General features: G+C 65.1%; 11 protein-coding genes. 8 read left to right on the top strand and 3 right to left on the bottom strand.

The window, feature by feature from the left end; genetic code table 11:
• Window positions 1–304: 304 nt before the first annotated feature.
• The 3 genes from G9C89_RS21850 to G9C89_RS21840 are packed head-to-tail and all read left to right on the top strand — an operon-like array spanning window position 305 to window position 2,867.
• A complete protein-coding gene (locus tag G9C89_RS21850; RefSeq protein WP_172152176.1) occupies window positions 305–1,423 on the top strand; it encodes an ATP-binding protein in 1,119 nt (372 codons plus the stop codon).
• Window positions 1,420–2,088 carry a response regulator gene (locus G9C89_RS21845; RefSeq protein WP_172152174.1) on the top strand — a complete coding sequence of 223 codons (669 nt, stop codon included), beginning with the start codon at window positions 1,420–1,422 and terminating at the stop codon, window positions 2,086–2,088. The genes G9C89_RS21850 and G9C89_RS21845 overlap by 4 nt, the downstream gene beginning before the upstream one ends.
• Window positions 2,085–2,867, top strand: a complete 783-nt coding sequence (locus G9C89_RS21840) for a PAS domain-containing protein (RefSeq protein ID WP_172152172.1) — start codon at window positions 2,085–2,087, stop codon at window positions 2,865–2,867. The genes G9C89_RS21845 and G9C89_RS21840 overlap by 4 nt, the downstream gene beginning before the upstream one ends.
• 87 nt (window positions 2,868–2,954) lie before the next feature.
• Here G9C89_RS21840 and adeC read toward each other — a convergent pair whose 3' ends face one another.
• The 3 genes from adeC to G9C89_RS21825 are packed head-to-tail and all read right to left on the bottom strand — an operon-like array spanning window position 2,955 to window position 8,698.
• Entirely contained in the window at window positions 2,955–4,403 is a 1,449-nt protein-coding gene (gene adeC, locus G9C89_RS21835) for an AdeC/AdeK/OprM family multidrug efflux complex outer membrane factor (RefSeq protein ID WP_172152170.1), read from the bottom strand.
• Window positions 4,400–7,540, bottom strand: a complete 3,141-nt coding sequence (locus G9C89_RS21830) for an efflux RND transporter permease subunit (protein WP_172152168.1) — start codon at window positions 7,538–7,540, stop codon at window positions 4,400–4,402. The genes adeC and G9C89_RS21830 overlap by 4 nt, the downstream gene beginning before the upstream one ends.
• 3 nt (window positions 7,541–7,543) lie before the next feature.
• Window positions 7,544–8,698, bottom strand: a complete 1,155-nt coding sequence (locus G9C89_RS21825) for an efflux RND transporter periplasmic adaptor subunit (protein ID WP_172152166.1) — start codon at window positions 8,696–8,698, stop codon at window positions 7,544–7,546.
• Between the two features lie 232 nt (window positions 8,699–8,930).
• Between G9C89_RS21825 and G9C89_RS21820 the strand changes: the two genes are divergently transcribed.
• The 5 genes from G9C89_RS21820 to G9C89_RS21800 all read left to right on the top strand — a co-directional run bounded on the left by G9C89_RS21820 (window position 8,931) and on the right by G9C89_RS21800 (window position 13,963).
• Complete coding sequence (locus G9C89_RS21820; protein WP_172152164.1) at window positions 8,931–9,563, top strand: TetR family transcriptional regulator; 633 nt, start codon at window positions 8,931–8,933, stop codon at window positions 9,561–9,563.
• Window positions 9,564–10,363: 800 nt separating this feature from the next.
• Window positions 10,364–11,323, top strand: a complete 960-nt coding sequence (gene mhpB, locus G9C89_RS21815; RefSeq protein WP_172152162.1) for a 3-carboxyethylcatechol 2,3-dioxygenase — start codon at window positions 10,364–10,366, stop codon at window positions 11,321–11,323.
• A gap of 1 nt (window position 11,324) precedes the next feature.
• The gene (locus G9C89_RS21810) at window positions 11,325–12,182 is read left to right on the top strand and encodes an alpha/beta fold hydrolase (protein ID WP_172152160.1); all 858 of its coding nucleotides are present in this window, start codon (window positions 11,325–11,327) and stop codon (window positions 12,180–12,182) included.
• A 15-nt stretch (window positions 12,183–12,197) separates the two neighbouring features.
• Complete coding sequence (gene mhpD / locus G9C89_RS21805; RefSeq protein WP_172152158.1) at window positions 12,198–13,004, top strand: 2-keto-4-pentenoate hydratase; 807 nt, start codon at window positions 12,198–12,200, stop codon at window positions 13,002–13,004.
• A gap of 20 nt (window positions 13,005–13,024) precedes the next feature.
• A complete protein-coding gene (locus G9C89_RS21800; RefSeq protein WP_172152156.1) occupies window positions 13,025–13,963 on the top strand; it encodes an acetaldehyde dehydrogenase (acetylating) in 939 nt (312 codons plus the stop codon).
• The last annotated feature ends 2 nt before the right edge of the window (window positions 13,964–13,965 follow it).

The following is a 13,965-nucleotide window of genomic DNA, read 5'->3' as shown; positions in this document are numbered from 1 at the left end:
ATCTTTCTCTGTGGGAAATAAGCTAGTGGAGTCAGCCTGCAAGGAAACTCTCCTGTTGGGGATACCCTGTTGTGGGTAGTTGCCGGCGAATCCGCACCCGCCAAGGGGCGAGCCAGCCTAGGCGCACTGCGCCATGAGCAGGCATGGCTGCCTGTTGTTGGTGCGTTAATGCGCGGCTGCAATGTCTGAAAAATAGTTCCTGTAGGGAAATTTAGTTTCTTTTAGGTGGGTTGGGCGGTCTGCCGCGCACGGGGCATGGAACTTGCTCAGAGACCAGGCAGTGGCTGTGCGCGGAGGAGGGCGGATGCTGATAACACTGAGTCGTAGCCGCGCCTCGCTGTGGAGCGGTTGGCGCGGTCAGAGCGAGGCGCGCCGGCAAGACTGGCAGGGCGCCTTGCACCATCTGCCGCTGCGCCTGTTGCAGCAGCCGGGCAGCGATGCGCCGCTGCAACAGCTGCTGGCGCTGTTGCCGGCCGCGTTGGGCGCCCGCCATGCCGCGCTGCTCTTGCCCCAGGCCGGCGGCTGGCGCCAGCTGGGGGCAACCGGCGAGCTGGCCGACTGCCCACTGCATGGCGCGGCCCTGAACCCGGCCGCCCTGGCGGGCGTGCAGCCGTGTTCGGTCTGCCAGGCGAACGGGCGCTACCACCTGTTGTCCGGCCTGGAGTTGGCCGAGGAGCGTCAGGCCCTGTTGCTGCTGGCTTACCCGCGCTCGCCGGGTCGCGCGGCGCGCGCCGAACTGGCGGCCGTCGCGGTGCAACTGGCCGAGGTGCTGCGGGCCTTTAGCCAGGATCGCCAGTTACGCCGCCGCGAGCTGGCGGCCGAGCGCGGCGTGCTGGCCCGCGAGCTGCACGACAGTGTGGCGCAGCAGCTGGCTTATCTGCAGATTCGCGCCTGCCGTCTGCAGGCGGTATTGGCGCAGCCGGCGGCGCGTGAGCAGGCCGACGCCATGCTGGTCGATCTGCGCCAGACCCTGCAGCTCATGCACCGTCAGGTGCGCGAGCTGATCAGTACCGCGCGCCTGACCATGGACGGCTGCACCCTGCGCCAGGCGCTGGAGGCCACGGTGGAGGAATTCGCCCGGCGCAGCAGTTGCGTGTTTACCCTGGACAACCGCCTGGCCGCCGATGCGCTGGGCAGCGAAGCCGAACTGCAGATCCTGCAGATCATCCGCGAAGCCCTGGCCAATGTGGTGCGCCACTCCCATGCGCGGCGGGTGCTGGTCAGCCTGCGCCTGCAGGCGCCTGGCGGGATCGAGGTGCAGGTGCGGGACGATGGCGTCGGCATGCCTGGCGATCTGCCCAGCGATGGTCATTTCGGCCTGCGCATCATGCGCGAGCGCGCCGCCGCCATCGGTGCGCAGTTGCAGATACTGGCGCAACAGCCGCACGGCACTTGCATCCAGCTGTGCTGGAGGCGCGCATGAGCGAGCCCTGGCGGTTGTTGCTGGTCGATGATCACCCGTTGCTGCGCCGTGGGCTGGCCGAACTGTTGAGCGCCAGTGGCGATTTTCTCGTGGTCGGCATGGCCAGCGAGGGCCAGGCGGGGTTGCAACTGGCCCGCGAGCTGCAGCCGGATATGGTCCTGCTCGACTGGCACATGCCCGGCCTCGGTGGCCTGGCCACCCTCGGCGCGCTCAAGCGCGAGCTGCCGGAGTGTCCGGTGCTGGTGTTGACCGCCTCGGCCGCCCGCGCTGACCTGTTGGCCGCGCTGCATGCCGGAGCCGATGGCTACCTGCTCAAGGACGGCGAGCCGGAAGCGCTGCTGGCCACCCTGCAAGCCTGCCGCAGTGGCCGCGCGCCGCTGGACCAGGCGCTACTGGTGCTGCTGGCCAACGGCCTGCGCGATACCGCAGCGCTGACGGCGGCACCGGCGGTGGAGCTGACCGAGCGCGAGCAGCAGACCCTGGCGCTGATTGCCGAGGGCATGAACAACAAGCTGATCGCCCGGCAACTGGGGATCAGCGACGGCACGGTGAAAATCCATGTCAAGCACCTGCTGGGCAAACTCGACCTGCACTCGCGCCTGGAACTGGCGGCCTGGGTGCATCGCCACGGCTTGCCCGGCCCCGCCAGCGGAGAGCGGCCATGAAACTGACGCACGCCTGGCAGCAGGGTTGGGCCTGGCTGACCGCCCGCGAACCGGCGCAGTCGCCCGGCGCCAGCTGGGATGACTGCATCGATGCACTGCCGCTGGCGCTGGTGCGCCTGGATCGACACGGGCGCATGCTCCGGCTCAATCGCAGCTGGGAAGAGTTGAGCGGCTATGCCGCGGCGGAGTGCCTGCAGCGCAGCCATGCGCAGTTCCTGCATATCGAGGATCAGCCGCGGTGGCAGCAGGCGCTGCAAGACGCCGGCAGTGGTGTCCAGCTGCTGTTGCTGCGCTATCTGCGCCGCTCGGGGGAGCTGTGCTGGGCCGAGGTGCGCTTGCGCCGCCAGGGCGCGGGCTTTGTCGCCAGCCTGGGCGACATCAGCGAGCAGATGCCGCAGCGACAGGCGCTGCAGGCCCGTCACCGCAGCCTGAGCAACCTGCTCGATGGCTTGCCGCTGATGATCTACCGCTGTCGCAACAACCGCCACTGGAGCATGGAGTACGTCAGCGCCGGCTGCCTGCAACTGACCGGCTATGCCCCGCAGCAACTGATCGACAGCAACAGCCTGACCTTCAATAGCCTGATCCATCCGGCGGATCGCGAACGGGTCTGGCATGAGGTGCAGCAAGGCCTCGGCGACCGTCGCGCCTTTGTCATGCGCTACCGCCTGGTGTGTGCCGATGGCAGCGAGCGCCCGGTACTCGAGCGCGGCTGCGGCATCTACTCGGATGCCGGCGAAGTGCTGGGCCTGGAAGGGGTGGTGCTGGAAGCCAACTAGTGCGGCTGTTGCATAAGCGCGGCCGGCCTGGACGGGCGGCGGCCAACCGCCCCGGTCATTCACTGCGGAGCGATCAGCCGCTGTCTATCAACCCTCCGCGGGTACGGGTACCCGCGCGGCCTGGTCGCTGCGTTCGCGCCAGCCACCGCCGAGCGCCTTGTACAGGTTCACTTCGCTGGTCAGCTGCGCCAGCCGATCGGTGATCAGCGCCTGTTGCGCGCTGAACAACGAGCGCTGGGCATCGAGGAAGGTCAGGTTGCTGTCGATGCCGATGCGGTAGCGGCGCTCGGCCAGGCGGTAATAGTCCTGGTTGGCTTCGACCAGATCACGCTGGGCCTGGAGTTGCTGCTGGTAGGTCTGGCGGGCCGCCAAGCCGTCGGCAACTTCCTGAAAGGCGGTCTGGATGCTCTTCTCGTAGCGGGCGACGCTGATGTCCTTCTGGATCTTCGCGTAATCCAGGCTGGCCCGCAGGCTGCCGGCATTGAAGATCGGCAGGCTGATCTGCGGCTGGAACAGCCAGGTGCCGGAGCCGCCGCCGAATAGCCCGGAGAGATCCGGGCTGAGGCTGCCGGCATTGGCAGTCAGGCTGATGCTCGGGAAGAACGCCGCCCGCGCCGCACCGATGTTGGCGTTGGCCGCCTTGAGCAGGTGCTCGGCTTCGAGAATGTCCGGGCGCCGTTGCAGCAGGTCCGACGGCAGCCCGGCCGGCACTTGGCTGAGCAGCTCGGCATCGAGTGGCTGACTGGCTGGCAGATCCGCCGGCAGGCCGCTGCCCAGAAGCAGGGTAAGGCCGTTGCGATCCTGCGCGACCAGGCGCTGATATTGCGCCAGTTTGACCCGGGCCGCTTCCACCGAGGTGCGCGACTGGCTCAGGTCGAGCGCCGACGCCACGCCGATCTCGCTGCTGCGCAGGGTCAGCTGGTAGCTTTCCTCGTAGGTGCTGAGGGTGTCTTCGGTCAGCTGCAGCAGGGCTTGATCGGCCTGCCAGGTCAGGTAGGCATTGGCGACACTGGCGACCAGGCTGATTTGCGTGGAGCGCCGCGCCTCTTCGCTGGACAGGTAGGTTTCCAGTGCCTGCTGGCTGAGGCTGCGCACGCGACCGAACAGATCCAGTTCATAGGCACTGACGCCGAGGGTCGCCGAATACTGGCTGCTGATCCCGGCGCTACCGCTTGGCGCAACGTTCGCGGGCAGGCGTTGCCGGCTGCCGCTGCCATCCGCACTGACCGCCGGCAGCAAGTCGGCGCGCTGGATGCGGTACTGCGCGCGGTAGGCCTCGATATTCAAGGCGGCGACGCGCAGGTCGCGGTTATTCAGCAACGCGCGCTCGATCAACTGCTGCAAGGCCGGATCACGGAAGTAGTCGCGCCAGCCTTGCTCGGCGGCGGCGATCTCGGCCGCCTCGCTTGGCGCGTAGGCCTGGCCCTGCGGCCATTGGCTGGCGATCGGCGCAGGCGGTTGCTGGTAATCGGGGATCAGCGAGCAGCCACTGAGAATCAGGCTGGCGACTGCGATGGACACGAGGGTCTTGTTCATTGGGCCGGCTCCTCGACGAGTGTTTCGCTCTTCTTGCTCTTCTTGCTGTGGAACAGTGAAGAGACCGTGACGAAGAACAGGGGAACCCAGAAAATCGCCAGAATGGTGGCGCTGGTCATGCCGCCGAGTACTCCGGTACCAATGGCGTGCTGGCTGCCCGAGCCGGCGCCGCTGGAGATGGCCAGTGGCACCACGCCGAGGCCGAAGGCCAGCGAGGTCATGATGATGGGGCGCAAGCGCATGCGACAGGCTTCGATCGCCGCGTCGCTCAGGCTGCGGCCTTGTTCGTGCAGCTCCTTGGCGAACTCGACGATCAGGATGGCGTTTTTCGATGCCAGGCCGATGGTCGTCAGCAAGCCAACCTGGAAGTACACGTCGTTGGACAGCCCGCGCATGCTGGTGGCCGCGAGGGCACCGAGGATGCCCAGCGGCACCACCAGCATCACCGCAATCGGGATCGACCAGCTCTCATACAGCGCCGCCAGGCAGAGGAACACCATCAGCAGCGAGAGCGCGTACAGGGCCGGTGCCTGCGAGCCGGACAGGCGCTCCTCGTAGGACAGCCCGGTCCAGGAATAGCCGATACCCGCCGGCAGTTTCCGCGCCAGCGCCTCGACTTCCGCCATGGCCTCGCCGGAGCTGTAACCGGGTGCGGGGGTACCGAGGATTTCCATGGCCGCGACGCCGTTGTAGCGGGTCAGTTTGGGCGCGCCGTAGATCCACTCGCCACTGGCGAAGGCCGAGAAGGGCACCATCTCGCCGCTGTCGTTGCGCACGTACCACTTGTTCAGGTCTTCCGGGCTCATCCGCGAGCTGGACTGGCCCTGGATGTAGACCTTCTTCACCCGCCCGTGGTCGATGAAGTCGTTGACGTAGCTGCCACCCAGGGCAATCGACAGGGTCTGGTTGATGTTCGCCAGGGTCACCCCGAGGGCGCTGGCGCGTTCGTCGTCGATGCTCAGTTGGTACTGGGGCTCATCGTTCAGCCCGTTCGGTCGCACGCCCGCCAGCACCTTGCTTTGCGCGGCCATGCCGAGGAACTGGTTGCGCGCCTCCATCAGCTTGTCGTGGCCGACCCCGGCGCGATCCTGGAGGAACACGTCGAAGCCGCTGGCGTTGCCCAATTCCATGACCGCCGGTGGCACGAAGGCGAACACCATGGCGTCGCGCAAACTGAAGAAGTGCCGCTGCGCGCGCTGCGCCAGGTTGAACACGCTGTTCTCCGCCGAACGCTGGTCCCAGGGCTTGAGCATGATGAAGGCCATGCCCGAACTCTGCCCGCGACCGGCGAAGTTGAAGCCGGTGACGGTGAATACCGAGCTGACCGTATCCGCCTCCTCGCTGAGCAGGTGGCTACGCATCTCGTCGACCACCACCTGGGTACGTTCCGCGGTGGATCCGGCCGGCGTTTGCACCTGGGCGAACAGCACGCCCTGATCCTCTTCCGGGAGGAAGGCGGTGGGGATGCGGGTGAACAGCACGATCATGCCGACGATGATCAGCAGATAGGCCAGCAGGTACGGCAGCTTGTGCCGCAGCATGCTCGCGACACCCCGCTCGTAGCGTTGTACGCCGCGGTCGAAGCTGCGGTTGAACCAGCCGAAGAAGCCGCGCTTGGGCGCATGCTCGCCTTTGCCAAGCGGCTTGAGCAGGGTCGCGCAGAGTGCCGGGGTGAAAATCAGCGCGACCAGCACCGACAGCACCATGGCCGAGACGATGGTGATCGAGAACTGCTGGTAGATCACTCCGGTCGAGCCGCTGAAAAACGCCATCGGCAGCAGCACGGCGGTCAAGACCAGGCCGATGCCGACCAGCGCACCCTGGATCTGGCCCATGGACTTACGCGTGGCTTCTTTCGGCGACAGGCCTTCTTCGGCCATGACCCGTTCGACGTTTTCCACCACGACGATGGCATCGTCCACCAGCAGGCCGATGGCCAGCACCATGCCGAACATGGTCAGGGTGTTGATGCTGAAGCCGAAGGCGGCGAGCACGCCGAAGGTGCCGAGCAGCACCACCGGTACCGTCATGGTGGTAATCAGGGTGGCGCGGAAGTTCTGCAGGAACAGGTACATCACCAGAAACACCAGGGCAATGGCTTCGAGCAGGGTGTACACCACGCCGGAAATCGACTCGCTCACCACCGGTGTGGTGTCGTACGGGAACACCACCTCCATGCCTGGCGGGAAGAACGGCTCCAGCTCGGCAATAGTCGCGCGCAGTGCCTTGGCGGTTTCCAGGGCGTTGGCACCGGTCGCCAGCTTGACGGCCAGGCCAGAGGCCGGCTTGCCGTTGAACTGGGCGCTGATGCCGTAGTTTTCGCCGCCCAGGGAAACCTCGGCCACATCGCCGAGGCGTACCTGCGAGCCGTCCGGGTTGACCTTGAGCAGGATGGCGGAGAATTGCTCGGCGCTCTGCAGGCGGGTCTTGCCGATGATGGTGGCGTTCAACTGCTGGCCTTGCACGGCCGGCAAACCGCCGAGTTGGCCCGAAGAGACCTGGACGTTCTGCGCGGCGATGGCGGTTTTCACGTCCACCGGGGTCAGCTGGAAGTTGTTCAGCTTGGCCGGATCGAGCCAGATGCGCATGGCGTACTGGGCGCCGAACACCTGGAAGTCGCCGACGCCGGCGGTGCGCGAGATCGGATCCTGCATGTTGGAGACGATGTAGTTGGCCAGGTCGTCCTTGCTCATGCTGCCGTCCTGGGAGACCAGGCCGATCACCATCAGGAAGTTCTTCACCGCCTTGGTCACGCGGATGCCCTGCTGCTGTACTTCCTGCGGCAGCAGCGGGGTAGCCAGGTTGAGCTTGTTCTGCACCTGCACCTGGGCGGTGTCCGGGTTGGTGCCCTGGTTGAAGGTGGCGGTGATGGCCATGCTGCCGTCGGAATTACTTTCCGAGGTGACATAGCGCAAGTTGTCGATGCCGTTGAGCTGCTGCTCGATCACCTGCACCACCGTGTCCTGCACCGTCTGTGCGGACGCCCCCGGGTAGTTCACGGCGATGGCGATGGCCGGCGGCGCGATGCTCGGGTACTGGTTGATCGGCAACTTGAGCAGCGACAGCGCGCCGACCAGCATGATGACCAGGGCAATCACCCAGGCGAAGATTGGCCGATCGATAAAGAATTTCGACATGCGTTACTCCCCCTGGCCGCGAGCTTTGCCGCTGGTAGCTGCAAGGGTCGGTTTGGCCGCCTGGACATTGCGCGCTTCGCTGACGCTGACTTCGTCGCCTGGCTTGACGAACTGCAGGCCCTCGGTGATCAGGCGATCGCCGCTGTTCAGGCCTTCGTTGATCAGCCATTGATTGCCGATGGTGCGGTCGGCCTTGAGCTCACGCAGCTCGACCTTGTTGTCCTGATTGACCACCAGGGCCGTGGGTTGACCTTTCAGGTCGCGGGTCACGCCTTGTTGCGGGGCGAGGATGGCCTGGCTGTTGACCCCGGCCTGCAGCTGGGCGTGGACGAACATGCCCGGCAACAGGTCGTGGTTCGGATTGGGGAACACCGCGCGCAGGGTCACCGAACCGGTGCCTTCATCGACCGAGACCTCGGAGAATTCCAGTTGGCCAAGCTCGGCGTATTCGCTGCCGTCTTCCAGGATCAGCTTGACCCGGGCGGCGTTGTCGCTGGCTTTCTGCAACTGCCCGCTGGCCAGTTCGCGGCGCAGCTTGAGCATCGCCACCGAGGATTGGGTGACGTCGACATAGATCGGATCCAGCTGCTGGATCACCGCCATGGCGCTGCTCTGGCCATTGCTGACCAGTGCGCCCTCGGTTATCGCCGAACGGCCGATGCGCCCGGAGATCGGCGCCAGCACCTTGGTGTAACGCAGGTCGATCTGCGCGCTTTGCACAACGGCCTCGGCCTGCAGACGCTTGGCTTGCGCCTCGTCGAACTCTTGACGGCTGACGGCCTGCTCGTCGACCAGCAGCTTGTAGCGATCGGCCAGGGATTTGCTCGACTGCAGCGAGGCTTGCGCGCTTTTCAGGGTCGCCTCATAGGTCGAGGCGTCGATCTGATAGAGCTGCTGGCCGGCTTTGACTTCGCGGCCCTCGGTGAACAGGCGCTTGAGAATGATGCCGTTGACCTGTGGGCGCACTTCGGCAATGCGGTACGCGCTGGTGCGTCCCGGCAGCTCGGAGGTCAGGGTAAAGGCTTGTGGTTGCAGGGTGACCACGCCGACTTGCGGCAGTTGTGCGGCAGGTGGCGCTTCTTCCTGTTGGCAGCCGCTGAGCAGGGCGGTCAAAACGGCAGCGGTAACCAGCGCGGGAAAAACTGGATTGAGTCGCATGTGAGCCTCGGTCGGGAGCGTGGCAAGACGCTTGAGCAAAATGCCGGTGACAAATGTGGATGAGAAATTGGATAAGTAGTCTGCTAATCAATATACTTACGTTCACGAATGTTTGTAAGTGATTTTTTAATACGCAAAAGCAACAAGATGTGAAAATCAGCCAAAGGCTCAACGAAAGCCTTGCCTGCCAACAGCTTCCTGTGTGAAGCCATCCTGATCGAGGGTTACTGCCATGGTTCGTCGCACCAAAGAGGAGGCTCAGCAGACGCGCAGCCAGATACTCGAGGCGGCCGAAAAGGCTTTCTACGAGCGCGGCATCTCGCGCACCACGCTGGCAGAAATCGCCGGCATTGCCGGAGTGACTCGCGGGGCGATCTATTGGCATTTCAAGGACAAGGCCGACCTGATCCAGGCCATGCTGGACAGCTTGCACGAGCCGCTGGACGAACTGGCCAAGGCTAGCGAGAACCCGGATGAGGCCGACCCGCTCGGCTGCATGCGCCAGCTGCTGATCACCTTGTTTCAGCAGGTAGCGCTGGATCCGAAAACCCGCCGGATCACCGAAATCCTCTTTCACCGCAGCGAACTCACCGACGAGATGAGCGACCTGCGCCAACAGCGCCAAACCGACAGCGTGGAATGCAACGGCCGCATCGACCAGTCGCTGCGCAATGCGGTCCAGCGCCAGCAACTCCCCGCGACACTGGACACCGCCCGCGCGGCGATCTGCCTGCATGCCTACATCGATGGCCTGCTCAGCCAGTGGCTGCTGGTGCCGGAAAGTTTTTCGCTGCACCGCGATGCCGAACTGCTGGTCGATAGCGCCCTGGACATGTTGCGCGAAAGCCAGGCGCTGCGCCGGTAGCCGAACCAGTTCTGGATCAGGTGCACAGGCAAGATGGCCAGCAAGGGATACGTCGGACGACGGCCTTTAGCCTTTGGATGATGTGCCGATGGATGGTCATGGGCGCTGGTGGCGCTGAAAGCCCCGTATTTGCTGGGTTTCAGGCACAAAAAAAGACGTCCGTGGACGTCTTTAGATGTGTATTTGGTGGGCCGGGGGCTCTACAGCTGTTGTCCTATCATATTGATTTAAAAGAGTAACTATTTAGGTTTCTCGATAAGTGCCCCCTAATATGCCCCCTTTGACAAACTCCCGACGAATGGTTTTATGGGAAGTTGAACTGGCGTCCTTTTCTGACGGTTCTGCCCGCCGACCATAGGGCACCAGGTAGCAGCTCGCTCAGTTGCATCGGGTCCTGCTGCCCGAACGACCAGCCTACCCATGTGAAACGGGAACAGACCCTAGGACCTCGTCGTTACAGCCCATTCCATTGATGAGCACGAATTTCTGCGCTTCCGGGATAACGCGGTATCCCCTGGGAGCGCTCGCTTGGCATGTGCTCCCTACCATCGAGTCGTTTCAAGGCAACCCGTTGGGTCTGCCGCCTGGTACGACATGCCTCTGTGGACGGCGTGTCATTCCTGATGGGGCGCCCCGGGGCGAACCAGGGAGTATCGGGGGCGCCGATGACTACATAGGAGTCAGCCACGCATGAATGACGAAATGCCTCAGCCCATGAAGTTTATGGATGGTGCCGCGCGTCGATTGGAGGCGCAGGCGACTGTTTTTGCCTCCAGCCTGGTCGCAGCGGGTGCCCTGAAATGAGTGCCTACCTGCACTGCCAGTCGCACAGCCCGCTGGTTGGTCATGTCGACCCGGCGCCCGAGGTCCTGGGCGAGATCGACGAGGTGATTGCGGGGGCGCGTGCGCGCATCGCCCGCTTTGCCCCCGAGTTAGTGATCCTCTTCGCCCCGGATCACTACAACGGCTTTTTCTATGACCTGATGCCGTCCTTTTGCATCGGTACCGCGGCCCACGCCATCGGCGACTTCGGCACCCTGGCCGGCCCGCTGCCGGTGCCCAAGGCGCTGGCCGAGTCCTGCGCGGAAGCGGTGCTGGCGGCCGGCGTGGACACCGCCGTGTCCTACCGCATGCAGGTCGACCATGGTTTCGCCCAGCCGCTGGAACAGCTGCTGAGCGGTCTCGGTGAATGCCCGGTGATCCCGGTCTTCATCAACTCGGTGGCCACCCCGCTGCCGAGTTTCCAGCGTGCCCGCCTGCTCGGCGAGGCCATCGGACGCTTTGCCCGGACGCTGGACCAACGGGTCCTGTTCCTCGGCTCCGGCGGGCTGTCGCACCAGCCGCCGGTGCCGGAATTGGCCAAAGTCGATGCCCACATGGCCGACCGGCTGCTGGGTAGCGGCCGCAATCTGCCGGCCGATGAACGCCAGGCGCGGCAGCAGCGGGTGATCCTCGCGGCGCAACGTTTCATTGAAGACCAGAACTCGCTGCATCCGCTCAACCCGGAATGGGACCAGCACTTCCTCGACCTGCTCGCCAGTGGCCGCATGGCCGAACTGGACGGTCTCGGCAATGCCGAGCTGTCCGCTTTGGCCGGTAAGTCCACCCATGAGGTGAAGACCTGGGTGGCGGCCTTCGCCGCCCTGTCGGCCTTCGGTCCCTACCAGGCCAGTGACCGTTACTACCGCCCGATCCCCGAGTGGATCGCCGGCTTCGGCTCGCTCAGCGCCCAGCCCCGATCCGCCGCCAAGGAGTCCTGAGATGACTGCATTTACCGAAGCCTCCAGCAGCCGTTTCGCCCGCATACGCGAAGGCGAGCGGGAACTGAATATTCACTACAACGACTGTGGCCAGGGTGCCGAGACTGTGGTCATGCTGCACGGCTCAGGCCCCGGCGCCAGTGGCTGGGCCAACTTCAACCGCAATATCGAGCCGCTGGTGGACGCCGGTTACCGGGTGATCCTCTTGGACTGCCCGGGCTGGAGCAAAAGCGATTCCATCGTCTGCGACGGCTCGCGCTCCGACCTCAATGCCCGCGTGCTCAAGGACCTGGTGGACCAGCTCGATCTCGATCGCGTGCATCTCCTCGGCAACTCCATGGGCGGGCACAGCGCGGTGGCCTTCGCCCTGAGCTGGCCGGAGCGGGTCGGCAAGCTGGTGCTGATGGGCGGCGGCACCGGGGGCGCCAGTCCCTTCGTACCGATGCCGACCGAGGGCATCAAGCTGCTGCAGGGGCTGTACCGCGAGCCGACCCTCGACAACCTGAAGCAGATGATGGACGTCTTCGTCTACGACACCCGAGACCTGACCGAGGGGCTGTTCCAAGCGCGCCTGGACAACATGCTGAGCCGGCCTGAGCACCTGGAAAACTTCGTCAAGAGCCTGTCCGCCAACCCCAGGCAGTTCCCTGACTTCAGCGCCCGTCTCGGTGAAATCCAGGCCGAGACTCTGGTGATCTGGGGCCGCAACGACCGCTTCGTGCCGATGGACACCGGCCTGCGCCTGATCGCCGGCATCCCCCGATCCGAACTCCATGTGTTCAACGGCTGCGGCCACTGGGCGCAGTGGGAGCACGCCGACAAGTTCAACCGCCTGGTGCTGGATTTCCTCAACCACTGACCCGCGAGGTGAGCGATGACCCTTTCCCAAGATTTCCTGGAACAGATGGCCGCTGCCTTGCGCGGCGCCGAAGCGAGCGGCGAGGCCATCAGCCCGCTGCGCGAGCGCATCGGCGAAGATAACGGCGAAGCCGCCTACGCCATCCAGCGCCTGAACGTCGCCCATGGCGTGGCCAGCGGCCGCCGCGTGGTGGGCCGCAAGATCGGCCTGACCAATCCCAAGGTGCAAGCGCAGCTGGGTGTTGGCCAGCCGGACTTCGGCACCCTGTTCGCCGACATGGCTTATGGCGACAACGAGGTGGTGCCGGTCGACCGCGTGCTGCAACCGAAGATCGAGGCGGAGATCGCTCTGATCCTTGAGCGCGATCTGCCGCGGGCCGACACCGGGCTTGCCGATGTGCTGGCCGCCACCGGCTGGGTACTGCCGGCCCTGGAGATCGTTGGCAGCCGCGTGCAGGGCTGGAACATCCGCTTCGTTGACACCGTAGCCGACAACGCCTCCAGCGGTTGCTTCGTCCTCGGTGGTCCGGCCCGCCGGCTGGACGGTCTGGACCTGCGCCAGGCCGCCATGCGCATGACTCGCAACGGCGAGGAAGTGTCCAGCGGCAGTGGTGCCGAATGCCTTGGCCACCCGCTGAATGCGGCGGTCTGGCTGGCGCGCACCATGGCGCGCCTGGGCGAGCCGTTGAAGGCTGGCGACCTGATCCTCACCGGCGCCCTCGGGCCGATGGCGCCGGTGGCCGCCGGCGATCGCTTCGAGGCGGTGATCGAAGGGATCGGCCAGGTGGCCGTCGATTTCAAGGCTGAAAGCAGCGCCGACTGATTACAGAGAGAACCTGTCCCATGAGCAAGAAATGCAAAGTCGCCATCGTCGGCTCCGGCAATATCGGCACCGACCTGATGATCAAGGTGCTGCGCAACGCACAGCATCTGGAAATGGCCGCCATGGTCGGTATCGACCCGGCCTCCGACGGTCTGGCCCGCGCCGCGCGCCTGGGCGTGGCCACTACCCATGAAGGCGTCGAGGGTCTGACTCGCCTGCCCATCTTCCAGGAGATCGACTTCGTCTTCGACGCCACCTCGGCCTCCGCCCACGTGAAGAACGACGCCTTCCTGCGCAGGGTAAAGCCTGGCATCCGCCTGATCGACCTGACCCCGGCGGCCATCGGCCCCTACTGCGTGCCGGTGGTCAACCTGGAGCAGAACCTGGCCCAGCTCAACGTCAACATGGTCACCTGCGGCGGCCAGGCCACCATCCCCATGGTCGCCGCGGTGTCGCGCGTGGCCAAGGTGCACTACGCCGAGATCATCGCCTCCATCGCCAGCAAGTCCGCCGGCCCCGGCACCCGCGCCAATATCGACGAGTTCACCGAAACCACCAGCAAGGCCATCGAGGTGATCGGCGGGGCGGCCAAGGGCAAGGCGATCATCATCATGAACCCTGCCGAGCCACCGCTGATCATGCGCGACACCGTGTTCGTGCTCAGCGAGGCCGCCGACCAGGCGCAGGTGGAAGCCTCCATTGAAGAGATGGCCGCCGCGGTGCAGGCCTACGTGCCGGGCTATCGCCTCAAGCAGCGGGTGCAGTTCGACGTGATCCCCGAGGGCGCGCCGCTGCACATCCCCGGCCATGGCCGCTTCGCTGGGCTGAAGACCTCGATATTCCTCGAAGTCGAAGGCGCCGCCCATTACCTGCCGGCCTATGCCGGCAACCTCGACATCATGACCTCCGCCGCGCTGGCTACCGCCGAGCGCATGGCGCAATCGATGCTCAAGGCCTGAGG

This window comes from Pseudomonas tumuqii (assembly GCF_013184545.1).
Classification (GTDB): Bacteria; Pseudomonadota; Gammaproteobacteria; order Pseudomonadales; family Pseudomonadaceae; genus Aquipseudomonas; species Aquipseudomonas tumuqii.
This window is presented reverse-complemented; position numbering and strand designations above follow the sequence as displayed.